16 protein-coding genes and 3 pseudogenes are annotated in these 15,520 nt (G+C 62.6%); 11 read left to right on the top strand and 8 right to left on the bottom strand.

The window, feature by feature from the left end:
- The coding region (locus AHiyo1_RS26855) for a DeoR family transcriptional regulator (RefSeq protein ID WP_172465609.1) at window positions 1-264 on the bottom strand (264 nt) is incomplete at its 3' end.
- 218 nt (window positions 265-482) lie between these two features.
- On the opposite strand from AHiyo1_RS26855, the gene AHiyo1_RS14115 reads away from it, so the two are divergent.
- The 5 genes from AHiyo1_RS14115 to AHiyo1_RS14135 all read left to right on the top strand — a co-directional run bounded on the left by AHiyo1_RS14115 (window position 483) and on the right by AHiyo1_RS14135 (window position 3,798).
- Complete coding sequence (locus AHiyo1_RS14115) at window positions 483-1,313, top strand: sugar phosphate isomerase/epimerase family protein (RefSeq protein ID WP_059388994.1); 831 nt, start codon at window positions 483-485, stop codon at window positions 1,311-1,313.
- 242 nt (window positions 1,314-1,555) lie between these two features.
- A complete protein-coding gene (locus tag AHiyo1_RS14120; RefSeq protein ID WP_059388995.1) occupies window positions 1,556-2,005 on the top strand; it encodes a pyridoxamine 5'-phosphate oxidase family protein in 450 nt (149 codons plus the stop codon).
- Window positions 2,006-2,243: 238 nt separating this feature from the next.
- A complete protein-coding gene (locus AHiyo1_RS14125) occupies window positions 2,244-2,666 on the top strand; it encodes an Hsp20/alpha crystallin family protein (RefSeq protein ID WP_059388996.1) in 423 nt (140 codons plus the stop codon).
- 117 nt (window positions 2,667-2,783) lie between these two features.
- A complete protein-coding gene (locus AHiyo1_RS14130; protein ID WP_059388997.1) occupies window positions 2,784-3,227 on the top strand; it encodes a universal stress protein in 444 nt (147 codons plus the stop codon).
- Between the two features lie 127 nt (window positions 3,228-3,354).
- Window positions 3,355-3,798, top strand: a complete 444-nt coding sequence (locus AHiyo1_RS14135) for a pyridoxamine 5'-phosphate oxidase family protein (protein ID WP_059388998.1) — start codon at window positions 3,355-3,357, stop codon at window positions 3,796-3,798.
- Between the two features lie 132 nt (window positions 3,799-3,930).
- On the opposite strand, the gene AHiyo1_RS14140 is transcribed toward AHiyo1_RS14135, so the two are convergent.
- From AHiyo1_RS14140 to AHiyo1_RS14160, 5 genes are all read right to left on the bottom strand, one after another.
- Entirely contained in the window at window positions 3,931-4,794 is an 864-nt protein-coding gene (locus tag AHiyo1_RS14140; protein WP_059388999.1) for a universal stress protein, read from the bottom strand.
- A gap of 49 nt (window positions 4,795-4,843) precedes the next feature.
- Complete coding sequence (locus AHiyo1_RS14145) at window positions 4,844-5,170, bottom strand: DUF3040 domain-containing protein (RefSeq protein ID WP_059389000.1); 327 nt, start codon at window positions 5,168-5,170, stop codon at window positions 4,844-4,846.
- A 37-nt stretch (window positions 5,171-5,207) separates the two neighbouring features.
- Entirely contained in the window at window positions 5,208-6,593 is a 1,386-nt protein-coding gene (locus tag AHiyo1_RS14150) for an MBL fold metallo-hydrolase RNA specificity domain-containing protein (protein WP_059389006.1), read from the bottom strand.
- Window positions 6,594-6,663: 70 nt separating this feature from the next.
- Entirely contained in the window at window positions 6,664-7,026 is a 363-nt protein-coding gene (locus tag AHiyo1_RS14155; protein ID WP_059389001.1) for an SPW repeat domain-containing protein, read from the bottom strand.
- Entirely contained in the window at window positions 7,027-7,215 is a 189-nt protein-coding gene (locus tag AHiyo1_RS14160; RefSeq protein ID WP_084784515.1) for a universal stress protein, read from the bottom strand.
- Between the two features lie 192 nt (window positions 7,216-7,407).
- On the opposite strand from AHiyo1_RS14160, the pseudogene AHiyo1_RS14165 reads away from it, so the two are divergent.
- Window positions 7,408-8,105: pseudogene (locus AHiyo1_RS14165) on the top strand (response regulator).
- A 20-nt stretch (window positions 8,106-8,125) separates the two neighbouring features.
- Here the strand turns inward: AHiyo1_RS14165 and AHiyo1_RS14170 are convergent.
- The gene (locus AHiyo1_RS14170) at window positions 8,126-9,841 is read right to left on the bottom strand and encodes a GAF domain-containing sensor histidine kinase (protein WP_059389002.1); all 1,716 of its coding nucleotides are present in this window, start codon (window positions 9,839-9,841) and stop codon (window positions 8,126-8,128) included.
- Window positions 9,842-10,007: 166 nt separating this feature from the next.
- Here AHiyo1_RS14170 and AHiyo1_RS14175 point away from each other — a divergent pair, with 166 nt between their 5' ends.
- From AHiyo1_RS14175 to AHiyo1_RS14190, 4 genes and pseudogenes are all read left to right on the top strand, one after another.
- Complete coding sequence (locus AHiyo1_RS14175) at window positions 10,008-10,478, top strand: pyridoxamine 5'-phosphate oxidase family protein (protein ID WP_059389003.1); 471 nt, start codon at window positions 10,008-10,010, stop codon at window positions 10,476-10,478.
- Between the two features lie 87 nt (window positions 10,479-10,565).
- Complete coding sequence (locus tag AHiyo1_RS14180) at window positions 10,566-11,006, top strand: pyridoxamine 5'-phosphate oxidase family protein (RefSeq protein ID WP_059389004.1); 441 nt, start codon at window positions 10,566-10,568, stop codon at window positions 11,004-11,006.
- Window positions 11,007-11,060: 54 nt separating this feature from the next.
- Entirely contained in the window at window positions 11,061-12,128 is a 1,068-nt protein-coding gene (locus tag AHiyo1_RS14185; protein WP_059389005.1) for a zinc-dependent alcohol dehydrogenase family protein, read from the top strand.
- A gap of 54 nt (window positions 12,129-12,182) precedes the next feature.
- Window positions 12,183-14,085: pseudogene (locus tag AHiyo1_RS14190) on the top strand (heavy metal translocating P-type ATPase).
- Between the two features lie 86 nt (window positions 14,086-14,171).
- On the opposite strand, the gene AHiyo1_RS14195 reads toward AHiyo1_RS14190, so the two are convergent.
- Window positions 14,172-15,002 carry a universal stress protein gene (locus AHiyo1_RS14195; protein WP_253257351.1) on the bottom strand — a complete coding sequence of 277 codons (831 nt, stop codon included), beginning with the start codon at window positions 15,000-15,002 and terminating at the stop codon, window positions 14,172-14,174.
- 176 nt (window positions 15,003-15,178) lie between these two features.
- Between AHiyo1_RS14195 and AHiyo1_RS14200 the strand changes: the two are divergent.
- Window positions 15,179-15,520 (top strand): annotated as a pseudogene (locus AHiyo1_RS14200) (acetate kinase); the annotation flags it as partial.

Genomic DNA, 15,520 nt, shown 5'->3' on the forward strand with positions numbered 1-15,520 from the left:
CAACAGAGGAACGCTGCCGGGACCCGATGGTCCCCTGGGGTTCATGCCGGTCGCGCGACGCCGGCCGCTTTCAATGGCGGACCCGGCGACAGGGACGGCACCACCTCGGACGCGTTGCAGGAGCCCCTGCTCCGCGAGAGCTGCCAAGTCACGACGGACCGTCATCCCGGACGTTCCCATTCTTGCCGCGAAATCCTCAACGCTGAGGGAGCCGTGAAAAGCCAACTCCTTCAGAATCTGCAGGTGCCGGTCCTCGGGGAGCATGAGAGCCTCCGATCAAGTTCGCTTGTGTTTGATTTGTTCATTATGAACTAGAGCGGACGCTGGCTCCGAAAGTCAAGGCCAGTTGGGCCCGTGATAATTGGCCGCGCAGGAGATGTGCATTGTTGTTCAAATCAGCTACCAATGCTTGACCTCAGGTTCCTCAGGGACTTCTCCTTGAATCAGCGGACATTCATCGGAGGAGAAGAATTGATAGTGAAGTGGGCGAAAGGCTCGGCGGCGGCCGCCTGGTTGGTGAGAACTTCGTGAAAGCGAAGGTTGCGTTTTCTACGCTCGGCTGCCCGGAAGCGTCCCTCCAAGAGATTCTGGACATTGCGGCCACCTATGGGGTTCAAGGGCTCGAACTCCGTTCCATGGCAGGACAAATAGTGCATGCTGGCTTATCGAGTGAAGAGCGCGGCTGGATCCGTAGGCGGATCAACGAGGCAGGGTTGCACGTCGTCTGCGTAGCCACGTACGTACGTGTGGGCGATCCCGGGCTAAGCGACGACCACGTACTCGGCGAGCTTGAGGCCCAGATGCTTCTCGCTCGTGACCTGGGAGCGGCAGGCGTCCGCGTTTTTCCGGGTGGGGCTGGCACGGATTCGGATGCACGCATCGCAAGGCGGCTCGCGGCGGCCGCCCTCTCCGCCCCTGACATCCGGATATGGCTGGAAACGCACGACTCGCATCCCCGAGGAACGGACATCCGGCGGGTTATGACGCTATTGGACGAGATATGCCCCGGTCACGGCGTCCAAGTCATCTGGGACGTACTCCATCCGGCCGCTGCCGGTGAGCGCCCCGCCACGACGTTCGAAGCCATCGGCCCGTGGTTTGGCTATGCGCAACTCAAAGATGCCAACTTCGACGGACAGCTACGGCTCCTCGGTCAGGGCGACATTCCGTTGCACGAAATCCTCATTCTCCTCGAAGACCGAACCGAGTGGCTTTCATTGGAATGGGAGCGCCCATGGCATCCCGAACTCCCCGAACTGGCCGTGGCCTTGGCCGGAATGAGGCAGTGGTTTGAAAAACTGACGGGTCCTTAAGCAGAAGGCCATTTCCTGCATTCGCTGGATGATGACCGGAACATGTCAAGCTTCTTTGGCCCCGTTGGGGCGGGGTACGAGTGGCTCCACTTGCGCCGGCTTTTGGTCTGGCCCTGCGGGAGTGGCGTCCGACCGGATTACCGGTCCGTGTCGAATGCCTGAACCGGGGCTCACGGGTCGCGGGAGAGACCTGAGACCTATTCCTCTACTTCCGCGTGGACCATCTCGGTAGGCTCACCATTATGGAGAATTCAGAGTTGAGACCTGACACCGAAGTACTCAGCGTTCATGAGTGCTGGAAGTACCTTCGTTCCTCCTCCGTCGGCAGAATTGCGCTCGTCAGAGGCGACAGCCCGGAGATCTTCCCAGTCAACTACCTGCCTGACGAGGGGACAGTGATCTTCCGGACAGGACCGGGCACCAAACTGGATGCCGTCATGGCCGGGCAAGTGATTGCATTGGAAGCCGATGGTTTCAACACCTACGGCACAATTGCGTGGAGTGTCATCGTCAAGGGACTTGCCGAAATAGTCACGGAAGCTGAAGAACTGCAGGAATCTTCCGTTATGGAACTCTCGCCTTGGGAAGCCGGCGCCAAAAATCATCTGGTCCGGATTACGCCGGCGGAAATGAGCGGTCGCAGGTTCGTGATCAGCCCGCCATCCCAATGGTGGCCCCCACGCGATTCGTGACCGCTGGTCAGGCCGGCTGCCTCGGTCCTCGCCGACCATGGCTTCCCCGCATTGCCTTGTGCCTTGGGCTGCGTGTCCGGTGCCGAAGGGAGGACGCCGCTTCGTTCATGTCACTCGACCAACTGAAAATCCGGAAGATGGAGGACCAAAGACTCTGGGATCAATTCCCCATGCTTCGCATTCTGGAAGGGTCAAGCCGGTTCGGGCATGACCAGATTCCAGGACAAGGAGGTCAGGAATGTCGGACTTAATCAGGTGGTTCGATAACCGTCGCTCACCCATTGAGATGATCGAACGGCTATTCGAAGGTGATGTGGCAGCATCCGGGATCCGGGTCGAACAATTGGTTGAAGGCACCACCCTGGTGGTTCGCGCCGAACTGCCGGGGATCGATCCCGAGAAGGACGTTGAAATCACGCTTGGCGACGGGTTCCTTGAAATAAGGGCTGAAAGGCAGGAGAAGGAGGAGCAAAAGGACAAGGGCAGCTACAGAACGGAATTCCGCTACGGCTCCTTCGTCCGCAGGCTGCCAGTTCCGGACACAATCCAAAAGGACGACGTCTCCGCTTCATACAAGGACGGTGTTCTCGAAGTGAGAGCCCCGATTCCGGAAAGGGTCCAACCCTCCTCCGCTCACAAGATCCCGATTACACGGGAGTAGTACACACGGTCCAGATGATGGCCTGCCACGGGCGGGCCGTGACTTTCGGCCCTATTATCCGGAATCGCAACGGGTCACGCTAGCGGGAACGAAATCACCTATCGCGGGAGGAAAGTCATGGGCCGGGAAGCATCCGCTGCAAGGATAGTTGTTGGTGTTGATGGATCGGAAGCCTCCATAGAGGCACTGAGGCAGGCCCAGAGCCTTGCGGTGCCATTGGGAGCGCAAATCGAGGCCGTTGCCTACTGGGAGTTCCCTCAGGTCTATGGCGGCTATGTGGCCATGGGCATCGATGACTTCGAGGAAGGCGCCGGACAGGTCCTCAAGGAATCCTTGGAGAAAGCGTTCGGTCCGGGACTGCCGGACAACGTCGTCTCGCGCGTTGTCCGCGGTCAGGCACGGGAATCCCTCATTGAAGCTAGCCGGGAAGCTGACATGATCGTTCTCGGCAGGCGTGGCCACGGAGGATTTGGCGGGCTGCTGCTCGGATCGGTCAGTTCAGCCTGCGTTGCCCACGCCCACTGCCCGGTCCTTGTTGTCCATGCTCCGGAAAAGAAGTGAACGACACCGACGGCGGAGAGAGGAGACGCCTGATGGCGCCCTTGTGGTCTCTGAGTCGCCTTCTCGCCGATCCAGCCGCTCAAATGCCGTGACATGCAGAAGCAAAATCGGCCCCCAGGAGAAACAAATGTCCATTCCCAACATGGATCCCAGCCCCTTTGACGATGTCCGGCACGTCACGGAGGAGCTTAGCGAGGAGCGTTGCTGGGAGCTGTTGTGCTCACAGGACACAGGCCGCTTCGGCTTCAACTACAAGAACAGGGTGATGATCCTGCCCGTCAGCTACCTCGTCCATGACCGGGCGATCTACTTCCGTACGTCCGCTGCCGGGACCATCGGTGACGCCGTTCCTCGCTTGAGTTCATCGTTCGAGATTGATGAGGCGCAGCCCGAGCGAAGCGAAGGGTGGTCGGTCCTGGTCAGCGGACCTTCCTCGCATGTGCAGGAACCGGAGCTGTTGACCTATCTTTGGGGACAGGCCATGGTAGAGCCCTGGGCAGGCGGAGCAAGGAATGACTTCATCCGGATCCACGCCGCGGTGGTGACTGGCCGCCACGTACACCTAGCCTGAATCCGGGTCCTGGCGCCAGGCGTCAACGGTGCTCTCCAGAGTGCCGGGCCTGCCCGAGTCGGGTTCGACGGCTGTGCTGTCGATTCCCGTGATGGCCTCGCCCGCCTTTTCCCCGGGAAGGAACCCCGCCCGCTATTTGCTCTTCTTGACCCGGCGTATGCGGGTAATGATGGTGGGGCACGCCAGCTGGGCAAGGACTGCGTGGGCGGTTGAGCCCAGCAGGAGACGCTTGATTCCGCCTCCGCCGCGGCTGCCAAGGACCAGCAGCTTCGCCGTCGATGCGGCTTCAGCGAGGGCCTGGACCGGTGGATCGGTGGCCAGGACCCTGTGGACGACGAGGTCGGGGTACTTTTCCGCCAGGCCGGCGACTGTCTCGGCGAGGACCAGCCGTTCTTCTTCCATGAATTGCTCGACGAAGCTGCCCTCAGGCAACCCCCTTTGCAACCAGGCGCCGGGTATCGGGTAGGCGTGCATGACGGTCAGTTCCTGTCCTTCACGGTCTGCCTCCGCGGCGGCGAATGCTACCGCCTGTGTTGATTCCTCCGAACCGTCCACTCCGACGATGACTCCGTGGCGGTTGTGCACCGTCTCTTCTCCGACGACGGCCACGGGGCAAACGGCCACGGAGGCGATCTGCAGGGCGCGGTCGGTCAGCCGGCCTCCGGGCCTGACATGGGTCCCGGAACCGATGACCACCAGGGAAGCCTTCTTGGACCTTTTGCGAAGGGCGTACCCTGGGGTGCCCGAAATCAATACCGTTCGAACTTCAACTTTCGGTTCCACCCCGGCTGCATGGGCTTTGGCCTTGATCAGAAGCTCTGTCGCGGCCTTGTTGGCCATCTCGTTGTAGGCAAAGGATTCGGCCATCCAGCGGTCATCCACCGCATGCACGAGTTGCACGGGCAGCTTCAAAGCCGCGGCCCGGTGCATTGCCCAAGTCACCGCGGCCTCGTTGGCCCCGGTGTCGTTGATGCCGACGACTATTGGCTCTTTCATGGCATGTCCGCTCTTCCTCGATGATGTCTTCGACCGTTGGGCTTCCACCTCAACTACCCCAGCTCTGCGGTCCCATGGACTGGGAAGAGCTCGGACGCCACCGTATCTGCGGGGAGCCGAAGCGCCTCGTTGCCAGGTACGCCCCTGCGCCCATGATGGTGAATCCAATGATTCCGAGGGCCGGGGTGCGGGCCGCGACCCCGGTCAGGAGCACAAGGCATCCGACGACGGCGGCGAAGATGCCGAAAGCTGTGTGTCGGGACTTGGGACGCCCGGGCGTCGATCTCATCTTTGCCGCGAATTTCGGGTCATCGCGTTCCAGTTCCTGGGCGATCTGTTCCAGTGTCTTCTTTTCGTGCTCGGAGAGAGCCATCATCGGCCTCCTATGCCGGCGTGGGTGGAAACCATTGCTGCTAGAGCGGTTTGTCGAGCGGGACTGCTTCGAGGTATTCAGGGACCCTGGCGTTCCAGCCCAGCTCCCGCTTGATGCGGCGGCGCAGGGCATCGGAGGCCTCGGGTTCGCCGTGAGTGATGTAAGTCATGTGCGGGGCTTCATCCGCGGTGTGCATCCAACGAATGATTTCGTCGGCGTCGGCATGCGCGGAGAATCCTTCAATTTGTACGACCTCGGCCTGAATGGGGACGTCCTGGCCGTAAATCCTGAGTTCCTTTGCTCCGGCCGCCAGGTCGGCACCGCGTGTTCCTCCGGCCTGGTAGCCGCTGAGGATGATGGCGTTTTTCGGATCCGGGCCATAAGCCTCAAGGTGGTGGAGGATCCTTCCCCCGGTGAGCATGCCACTGGCGGAGATGATGACCATTGGCCCTCCCCTCAGGTTGAGAAGCTTGGAATCGTCTGCGGTACGTGACATGGTGGCCAGCTTGTACATGTCTTCGAACTCGTCCACGAGGAGGCGGTGTTCGTCCGGGTGTTGCCGGTACATATAGGACGCGTCGATGGCCATGGGGCTGTTCAGATAGATCGGAATGTCCGGAATGAGGTGCTTGCGGCGGAGCCGGGAGAGGTGGAGCATGAGGGTTTCCGCGCGGCCGACGGCGAACGCGGCGATCATGACAACTCCCCCGCGTTTGGCGACGCGGGACACCACCGCGCCAAGCTCAGCGGCCGCGTCCTGATCCGGGTGGCGTCGGTTGCCGTACGTCGATTCAGTGACAAGAATGTCCGCGGCCTCCAATTCCCGGGGAGGGAACATGAGGGGATCGTCGGCACGGCCCAAGTCTCCCGAGAAGTGTATGGAATGCCCGTCGACATTTATGTGGATCTGGGCGGCGCCGAGGATGTGTCCGGCTGGGAGGAAGGTGGCCTCGATGCCATCTCCCACTTCAAGCGGAGCATCAAAATCCCGCGGCTCGAATGAGTTCAAGGACCTGACCGCATCGGCCGCGGTGTAGACCGGAAGCGCGGGAACATGCACCGAGGAACCCCGATGATCAGCGTAGCGGGCTTCCTCTTCTTGGAGGTGGCCACTGTCCGGCAGCAGCAGTTTGCATAGTTCACTGGTCCCGTGGGTGGCGTAGACCGGCCCGGTGAAGCCATCGCGCACCAGTGCCGGAACGTATCCGGTGTGGTCCAGGTGCGCGTGGGTGAGCAGCACCGCGTCGATGGAACCAGGGGCGACGGGAAACGGGATCCTGTTTCGGTCGCGGATACGTTTGTAGCCTTGGAAAAGACCGCAATCGACCAGGATCCGCGTGTCCCGGGATTCGAGGAGATAGCGGGAACCAGTAACAGTGTCGGTCGCGCCAAAAAACCGCAGGCGGGCCGGGTGATTGCTGTTCATGCTGGTCTCCTCGAAATTTGCAGTGCCGGGCATCCGGCGGTGGCCGGATGCCCGTTCCGGAATTGCACGGCTACGGGGCCGGCATCACATGGTGGTGACGGTATTCCTCGGTGCTGGGCTTGATTGCAAAGGCCGTGACAACCAGGGCGACCGCGCCCGGAATCCACGCACTCCAGGCGGCCCCTGTCATGGAGGTGAAGCCTCCAAACCATGGCGCAAGGAGGAGGACGACGGCGAACACGGCTTGCGCCCACTCGGCAGCCGGCATTCCCGGCATGGCCAGGTTGGTGACCCCGGCGGCGACCAGCAGGACGCCGAGGATCACCATGAGGGCCGTGGACGATCCGCCTTGACTTGTCCACAGCACCGAGAGTGCGGCATAGGCGCCGGCGGCGATGACCGTCCAGTCCTGCCAACGGGTCCACTTCTTCATCTAGATCGTGCTCCTTTGATCGGTTTGGGCTATTTGATGGCCGCCCCGGCTGGGCCGGGACGGGGGTTCGGGGTGCTCGGCCGCTTCGGGTTCGTGCACGACGAGAACTGGACAATGGGCATGGACGACACATGCCGCGCTGACAGAACCAAGCAGCATGATCTTGTCCTGCCCGGTTTGCCTGGCCATGGTGTTCCTTTCCGTTCCCGCGGTTTCTCTAAGAATGGGCAGAAAATCAGCTGCCAAACAGGGCCGAAAGTCATGGCCCCGGCTTGGGTCCTTCGGCCCTTGTTTGCCGTTGGCGGGCAGTGAACAATGACATAGCCGGGAAACATGCCGGACCGGCGGGACCGCGGCCACGGGCTGCCCGACAGGAGGATCATGGAACGCCCAGTATCACCCCAAAGCGACGCCCGGGTCCTTGGCGCGCCGCCTATCCGTGTCTATGTCCTGGACGACCATGAGCTTGTCCGCCGGGGACTGCAGGAGCTGCTCGAAAGCGAAGGCTTTGTGGTGGTGGGCATGTCCGGTTCCGCGGAGGAAGCCGCACGGCGGATTCCCGCTTTGCGCCCCGACGTGTCAGTGCTAGACGCCGCTTGCCCGACGGCACGGGCATCGAAGTGTGCCGGGAGGTGCGCTCCGTGGACCCCACCCTGAATTGCTTGATACTGACCAGCTACGACGACGAACAAGCCCTGCGGGGAGCCGTCCTTGCCGGTGCGGCCGGGTACGTCCTCAAGGAAATCGGCGGTACCGACCTGATAGGTGCGCTCCGCCAGGCCGCGCGCGGTGAGTCGTTGTTTGATGCGTCAGTGAAGGCGAAGATCATCCAGGGACTCACAGAGCCCCGGCGTGTGGATCCCAGGGTCGCCTCATTGACACCCCAGGAGAGGCGGGTCCTCGATCTGGTCGGACAGGGCCTGACAAACCGGCAGATCGGGGAACTCATGCAGCTCGCCGAGAAAACGGTGAAGAACTACGTGTCCTCGATGCTGGCAAAGCTGGGATTCGAACGTCGCACCCAGGCAGCCGTCTATATTGCCCACGGACCGGAAACGGACACCGGACCCGTCCGTTGACGGACCAGCAGACGGGAAACTCAGTGGGCCGGAACCGACCACACCAAGGTAGTCCCCTTCGTTGGGGCGCTGGTCACCTCAAACGAACCACGCAACTCCGAGGCCCGCTGTTCCATGTTCACCAGACCATTTCCGGGGACGGCATCCCTGAAGCCCCTGCCGTCGTCTTCGATGATCAAGGTCAGCATGCCGTCTTCCACGGACACTGAAACGCTGATTGCCTCGGCCTCGGAGTGACGGACCGCATTGCTGAGGCCTTCGGAGATGACCGCCAGCGCGTTGGTGACTGTTCCGTCGTCGAGCACTGAATCGACCGTCCCCGTGAGCGTGAGGTGGGGGGCGAAGGGCAGGGACCTGGTGGCAGTGCGGACAGTCTGCAGTATCCGGCTGCTCAGCAACTCCTGCTCGCCGGAAGAGCGCAACGAGTAGATGGTGTTGCGGAGGTCCCTGATGGTCTCATCCAGTTCAGCCGTGACCGCATTGATCCGGGTCAAGGCAGGTTCGCCTGTAGTGAACCGCCGCAGGCTTTGGATGCTGAGTCCCGCGGCGAAAAGGCGCTGGATGACGAGGTCGTGCAGGTCCCGGGCAATGCGGTCCCGATCCGAGAAGACCACCAGCTGTTCACGGAGCCGGTGAATCCGGTCAAGCTCCAGGCCCAAGGCCACGTGTGAGCCGAACACGGCCCCCATCTCCACATCCGTCTTAGCGAACGGCCCCGTTCCAGGGGCCCGAACCAGAAACAGAAGTCCGTGATGGGCGCCCTGTGCACTGAGATCTATCGCCAGGAGTTTTCCCTTGGACAAGCCGTCAGCCAGTCCAAGGATGTCTCCGGCCTCGTCCATGCAGGCGGGCATCCCGGTGGCGGCGACCGACCTGATGACGGCGGAATCCATGGGCAGGATATTTCCGGCGAAATGTGCGCTCTCCGTTCCCGCGGCACCCGCGACGCAGTACGAATCCACCCCTCCATCTGGAACGAGAATCAGGGCCAGCTGGGAACCGGATTCCCGGAGCGCCCTGTCGGCTATCTGGTCAAGCCCGACATTTTCCGGCTCCGAGGTCCGGTCGTCGCCGAGCATCCGGCCGGTCACATCCATGCATGCTTCGAGCCAGGACGCGCGGCGGCGGGCGTCCTCATAGAGGCGGGCGTTCTCGATGGCCACGCCGGCAGCAGCAGCCAATGCGACGGCAAGATCCTCGTCTTCGGGAGTGAAATCGCCACCCCCCTCTTTTTCCGTCAGGTACAGATTGCCGAAGACGACGTCCCGGACCCGCACCGGGACACCAAGGAAAGACTTCATGGGTGGATGGTTTGCAGGGAATCCGTATGACTTCGGATGCTGGTGCAAATCATGAAGACGGAGGGGCGCGGGTTCGCTGATCAGCAGGCCGAGGACCCCGTGCCCGGTGGGCAGCGGGCCGATGCGGCGTGCAAGGTCCTCGTCGATCCCGACTGTGACGAAGTGGCTCAAAGACTTGTTTTCGCCGATGACTCCCAACGCGCCGTAGCGGGCATGCAGTAGCCGGCACGCGGACTTGACCACCCGGTCCAGAACGGCTTCCAGGCTCAAGTCTTCGGCGACGGCCACCACCGCTTCCAGAAGCCCCCGCATCTGCTCCTGGGCATCCAGGAGTTCTCCGGCCCTGGCCAAAAAGTCCCTCAGCAGGTCTTCGATCCGGGTTCCCGTGACATGAAGGCGATCAGGCCGCACAGGATCTGGAAGAGAGCCGTTCATTTACTGCCTTTCGAGCGGTGCAGCCCACACGGGGCAGGTACCGTGTCGTGGCAGCTGGCGTATCCGATGCCAGACTACTCCCCGAGTCTCGCGTTCGCCCAGACGCCCTTGAGGCGCGGGTCTTTGTGCCCTGTTTCCAGCTCACTCCCGGGCGTAGCTCTCCGTCATGACGAACAAACCATCAACCCCGGAACCGGAGGTCCTGCAACCTCAGCAATGCTGGGAGCTCATGCGCGGCGTCTCGGTGGGACGCCTCGCAGTGTGGGTACTAGACCATCCAGACATCTTCCCGATCAACTACAAGGTTGACCATGGCACCCTCGTTTTCCGGACCGCAGAAGGGACCAAGCTCCACTCGGCCCTGGGCGAAACACCGGTTGCGCTGGAGGCCGACGGCGTCAACCCGGACACCGGGGTGGCGTGGAGCGTGGTCGTGAAAGGTCACGCTGTTGCCATCAAGCTGACCCAGGAGGTGCTCGATACGGTCGGGCTGCTCCTTTTCCCTTGGCAAGCGGGCCGCAAAGACCACTTCGTCCGCATCGTTCCGACGTCGATTACCGGACGCCGCTTCACCGTCACCCCTCCCCTGACGTGGTGGAGTCCCCTGGATGACGCAACGCGCGCCGGACTCGAATGACGGCGTCGCCCGGCGGGCCTAAAGCCCCTAACGACGGCGGACAGCCGCCGGTAGCGTCATGGTCATGAACCTCAATCGACGGATGAAATCGAAAGTCTGAGTCCAGACGAATGCTTTGAATTGCTTGGCCAAGCAGCCGTTGGCAGGCTAGCCGTCATTGTCGAGGACCATCCGGACATTTTCCCCGTGAACTACGTCGTGGACCACGGATCAATCGTCTTCCGCACAGGCACCGGCACGAAATTCTGGAACACGATGCGCCATCCCTGCGCGCTCGAAATCGATGGTTTCGATGCGGGCACCGGGAAGGCCTGGAGCGTCGTCGCCAGAGGGCAGGCGCACTTCATCGTCGACCTGCGTGAAAAGGCGGCAGCCGATGCCCTCCACCTGGATCCCTGGCAGCCGGGCAGCAAGAGCCACTATCTGCGTTTGACCTTGGATGCCCTCACTGGTCGACGGTTCAAGGCCACCCGGCCCGATATCTGGAACACTCCCCTGTGGGATGCGCGCTCCGAGCTGTTCCACTGACTTTTGCTGCCGGCGTCGCCGACGGTACCTCTTGCCCTAGCTTGATGGAGCATCATGAAAGCACTCGTCTATGGCGGACCCGGACAAAAGTCCTGGACGGACGTCCCTGATCCCCACATCGTCAACCCCACCGACGCCGTCGTCCGCATCGATACCACCACAATCTGCGGGACGGACCTTCATATCCTCAAAGGCGACGTTCCGGCGGTCCAGGAGGGACGGGTCCTCGGGCATGAGGGCGTCGGAACGGTCACCGAAGTGGGTTCGTCCGTCACCGGGCTCAGGACCGGAGACCGCGTCCTCATTTCCTGCATCAAGTCCTGCGGACATTGCGGCAACTGCAAGAAGGGCCTCTACTCGCACTGCTCCGGGGAGGAGGGCCAAGCAGGAACCGGTTGGATCTTTGGCCATCTCATTGACGGCACCCAAGCCGAGTACGTGCGTGTCCCCTACGCGGACAACTCGCTCTACAAACTGCCCCACGGGGTCACCGATGACCAAGCCGTCATGCTCTCGGACATCCTGCCCACGGCGTTCGAAATCGGAGTCCAAGCCGGTCGCATCAAGCCAGGCGACGTCGTCGCCGTCGTCGGAGCGGGCCCCATCGGCCTCGCCGCGATAGCCACATCAGGCCTCCACGGCGCCGCCACAATCATCGCCATAGACCCGGACGAAGGGCGCCTTCTCCGGGCCCGGGAGTTCGGCGCAACAGGGGTCGTGAACCCCTCCGGTCCTGCTTGGATCAGCGACGTCATGTCCTTCACCGACGGCGCAGGAGTGGATGTCGCCATCGAAGCAGTCGGGATCCCGGACACCTTCGATATGGCCTTGCGGCTCGTGCGCCCCGGCGGGAATGTGGCCAACATCGGCGTGCACGGAAAGTCCGTTGAACTGCGCCTCCAGGACCTCTGGATCCGCAACATCAACATCAGCATGGGCCTCGTCAACACCAACACGACGCCGATGCTCCTCCGCCTGGTGGCCCAGCACAAGATCCCCGCCGAGAAATTCGCGACGCACCACTTCACCCTGGGACAGATCATCGATGCTTACGACACTTTCTCAAGGGCGGCTGAAACACACGCCCTGAAGGTCATCCTCAGCCGGGAATCCCACCACTAGGCAACCGTTGCTGAAGCTCCTTCCCCGAATCGGCACCCAAGAGCGGCGGCTCCCATGGCCACAATTCTGCGCTTTCCGCTCGTCGCGGCCACACTCCTCGTAGGAGTGTGCGTCGGGGTACTGTGGGGCCTCGGTCAAATGCCAGCGGCACAGGCAATAGCGACTATCTATGCGCTAACCGTGGCCGCGTACCGTGCCGTGTCCATGATCAGGGATCTCTTCCGGGGACGGTGGGGCATCGACCTGTTGGCGGTGACGGCCATCGCCAGCACCCTCGTGGTCGGAGAATACCTTGCCTCCCTCATCATCGTCCTCATGCTCACGGGAGGAGACGCCCTGGAGGAATTTGCCCACGGAAGGGCTACGCACGAACTGAAAGCCCTCCTTGAGCGGGCTCCGCGGACCGCGCACCGCGAGACCCCGGGCAACCCGGTGGAAGAGGTTCCCGTGGGGAGCATCCGTTCCGGAGACACACTGTTGGTCAAACCCTCCGAAATCGTCCCAGTGGACGGTCTCTTGCTCTCCCCTGCCGGGACTTTCGATGAATCCTCCTTGACTGGCGAAAGCCTGCCGGTCGAGCACGGCAAGGGCGACCCCGTCATGAGTGGATCGGTTAACGGCGACGAAGCCGTTCGCGTTGTTGCACGTGCCACCGCTGCAGACTCCCAGTACAGCCGGATCGTGGCCCTGGTCCAAGAAGCCGCGGCGAGCCGCGCCCCCCACCGTCAGGCTTGCGGACCGATACGCCGTTCCCTTCACGATATTCGCCTTCCTGCTGGCAGGAATCGCATGGTACTTCAGTCACGATCCGGAACGGTTTGCCCAGGTGCTCGTCGTTGCGACACCGTGTCCCTTGTTGATCGCAGCACCTGTGGCGTTCCTTGCCGGCACCAGCCGGGCAGCCCACTCGGGAATCATCATCAAGAATGCCGGCACCCTCGAACAACTCGCCCGCGTCAGGACGGCGGTCTTCGACAAGACCGGGACACTGACGCACGGCCGCCCCGCGCTGCACGCCATACAGGTTTCCGCGACCGCCACGCCAGGCATGTCAGCCGATCGGATACTGCAACTCGCAGCGTCCGCTGAACAGTCGTCCTCGCATGTGCTGGCAACCTCCGTGATTGATGCAGCACGGACGCGCGGCCTCCATCTGTTGCCCGTCACCAGCGCCAACGAGCACGCGACCCAGGGGGTCACGGCAGTCTGCGGAAGCCAGACTGTAAAGGTGGGCAAAGCTGCCTTCGTCGGCCCAGCCACAAGCGGCTTCGAGAAGGCAGACGTGGCCAGCGGACAACTTGGGATCGCCGTCGGCGTGGACGGGCACTTCGCTGGAACGCTGATCATGAGCGACCCTTTGCGGGAAAACGCGGTGGCCACCCTGGCCCAGCTGCGACGCCTCGGGGTGCGGGAAACCATGCTCCTGACTGGCGACACCCGTTCCACTGCCTCACATATTGCGGCCGAAGCCGGGATAACCCGGGTCCTGGCCGATTGCCTGCCTGCCGACAAGGTGGCCGCCGTCGCCGAATTGAACGACCGACCGGTCCTGATGGTCGGTGATGGAGTCAACGACGCACCTGTCCTCGCCGCGTCCGACGTCGGTGTAGCAATGGGTGCCCGGGGAGCAACCGCGGCCAGCGAATCGGCCGACGTCGTCATCATGCTCGATGACCTATCCAAGGTGGCCGCTGCCGTTGACATCGGCCGGCACACCATCCACATCGCCCGCACCAGCATCTGGACAGGCATTCTCCTTAGCGTGGGGTTGATGGCCGCGGCAGCATACGGCTTCGTCCCGGCGGTTGCCGGGGCTCTCCTGCAGGAGTTGGTAGATCTCGCGACCATCTTGAATGCCCTCCGGGCCTTGGGGCACAGCCGAAAACCGGGGGTCGATTCGCCAGGGCGTGTCCCCCTTGACCGGCTCCGAAAATTGGACCGCGACTTTCGGCCCTAGCCTGCCGGCCGCCCGCCCGACAGGGTGGAGCAACCAAGGCCGGTTGCTTCCGCCCGGCGGCTATGTTTGCACAACCGGGCGGGTTATCAGCGTCGGGCACTGGACGTTGAGCAGCACATGCTGAGCACAGAGCCGACGAGCACGCGGGCACCGCCTCTTCCTTTGCAGCCCATGACCAGCAGCCGTGCACGGGTACTGGCATCCAGGAGCGCTTCGGCCGGCGCACGCTCAAAGTCCAGGATCTTGAGTATGGCCAAACCCGGGTGCCGCCCCTCCAGGCCGTGGACCGATTTGGACAACAGCGCGTGCCCATCGAGTCCAGGTTCTGCAGGCCCGGTCCCGCGCACTGATCTCCCGGACGGTGCAGGAGCGCGGCCGCTACCGGCATGGACGATCACGAGTTCCTGCCCCATTCGCTGCGCCTCGTCAGCTGCACACTCGACGGCGAGTTCGGAGTCCCGGGAACCATCGACACCAACTACTACGCCGGATGACTCGCGCGTTGAGGGGGCTGGCACAATCGCGACGGCGCAATGGCTGATGACCGCGATCTGAAAGCTGACCGAACCGAATCCTTCGCCGTGGTTGCCGGGGCGTCTATCGGTTCCCACGACGACCATTTCCGCATCCGCAGAAAGCTTGCGCATGGTTTCGGCGGGCTCTCCGGAACTCAGTGTCGTCACTACCTCCAGGGAGGGAAACCGTGCGGCGACCCGCGCTGACTCGCCTTTCAGCAGGTCCTTTGCTTCTGCAGTCGCCCCATCGTGGAGGGCCTTCTCCGGGAACGCCCATGGCTCAGGAACGGCATGGACCAGGTTGAGCTGAAGACCAAGATCACGGGCCCGTTCGGCAGCCCAGTCCGCGGCAGCACTACCGACCACGGACCCATCGACACCAACGAGGATCTTTGTCTTCACGAGCCCACGTGCCTTCCCGGAACCAGCAGCAATCTCCCCCCAGTTTCGTCGGCTGCGTCGTTGACCTGCAAGGGCCGTAAGACCCTCCCCGCGAGCGCAATTTCCGGGTTATGTTCCTCGAGGGGTATCGCGTTCCATGGTCGGGTGCCGCGTGGTCTTCCTGAAAGGACGTCAGAGTGCTGATCCTCGTATTGAATCCAGGTTCCTCATCCTTGAAGTACCAGCTACGGCGCCTCGGACCATCTGACCCGAGTCCCGGTATCCTGCTGGAACGGGCCATCAACAGCCCGCAAGAGGGCACGCTGGATCCAGTCTTCCTTGGAAACGTGTTCGAGGTGGTCGATGCCGCCATTCGGGACATTACGGGCGGGGAACGCCCTGACGCCATCGGACACAGGGTGGTCCACGGCGGGGATCGCTTCAGTTCTCCGGTCCGTGTTACCCAGACCGTCATGGATGACATCCAGGAACTTGTCGAGTTTGCGCCGCTCCACAACGCGGCCAGCGCGACGTGCATG

The organism is Arthrobacter sp. Hiyo1 (assembly GCF_001263615.2).
Taxonomy (GTDB): domain Bacteria; phylum Actinomycetota; class Actinomycetes; order Actinomycetales; family Micrococcaceae; genus Arthrobacter.

Bases quoted from the DNA above. Each gene is read 5' to 3' on its own strand.
- AHiyo1_RS14120 (WP_059388995.1), top strand. From the start codon at position 1,556: ATGGAGAATTCAGAGTTGAGACCTGACACCGAAGTACTCAGCGTTCAT.
- AHiyo1_RS14125 (WP_059388996.1), top strand. From the start codon at position 2,244: ATGTCGGACTTAATCAGGTGGTTCGATAACCGTCGCTCACCCATTGAG.
- AHiyo1_RS14130 (WP_059388997.1), top strand. From the start codon at position 2,784: ATGGGCCGGGAAGCATCCGCTGCAAGGATAGTTGTTGGTGTTGATGGA.
- AHiyo1_RS14135 (WP_059388998.1), top strand. From the start codon at position 3,355: ATGTCCATTCCCAACATGGATCCCAGCCCCTTTGACGATGTCCGGCAC.
- AHiyo1_RS14140 (WP_059388999.1), bottom strand. From the start codon at position 4,794: ATGAAAGAGCCAATAGTCGTCGGCATCAACGACACCGGGGCCAACGAG.
- AHiyo1_RS14145 (WP_059389000.1), bottom strand. From the start codon at position 5,170: ATGATGGCTCTCTCCGAGCACGAAAAGAAGACACTGGAACAGATCGCC.
- AHiyo1_RS14150 (WP_059389006.1), bottom strand. From the start codon at position 6,593: ATGAACAGCAATCACCCGGCCCGCCTGCGGTTTTTTGGCGCGACCGAC.
- AHiyo1_RS14155 (WP_059389001.1), bottom strand. From the start codon at position 7,026: ATGAAGAAGTGGACCCGTTGGCAGGACTGGACGGTCATCGCCGCCGGC.
- AHiyo1_RS14160 (WP_084784515.1), bottom strand. From the start codon at position 7,215: ATGGCCAGGCAAACCGGGCAGGACAAGATCATGCTGCTTGGTTCTGTC.
- AHiyo1_RS14170 (WP_059389002.1), bottom strand. From the start codon at position 9,841: ATGAACGGCTCTCTTCCAGATCCTGTGCGGCCTGATCGCCTTCATGTC.
- AHiyo1_RS14175 (WP_059389003.1), top strand. From the start codon at position 10,008: ATGACGAACAAACCATCAACCCCGGAACCGGAGGTCCTGCAACCTCAG.
- AHiyo1_RS14185 (WP_059389005.1), top strand. From the start codon at position 11,061: ATGAAAGCACTCGTCTATGGCGGACCCGGACAAAAGTCCTGGACGGAC.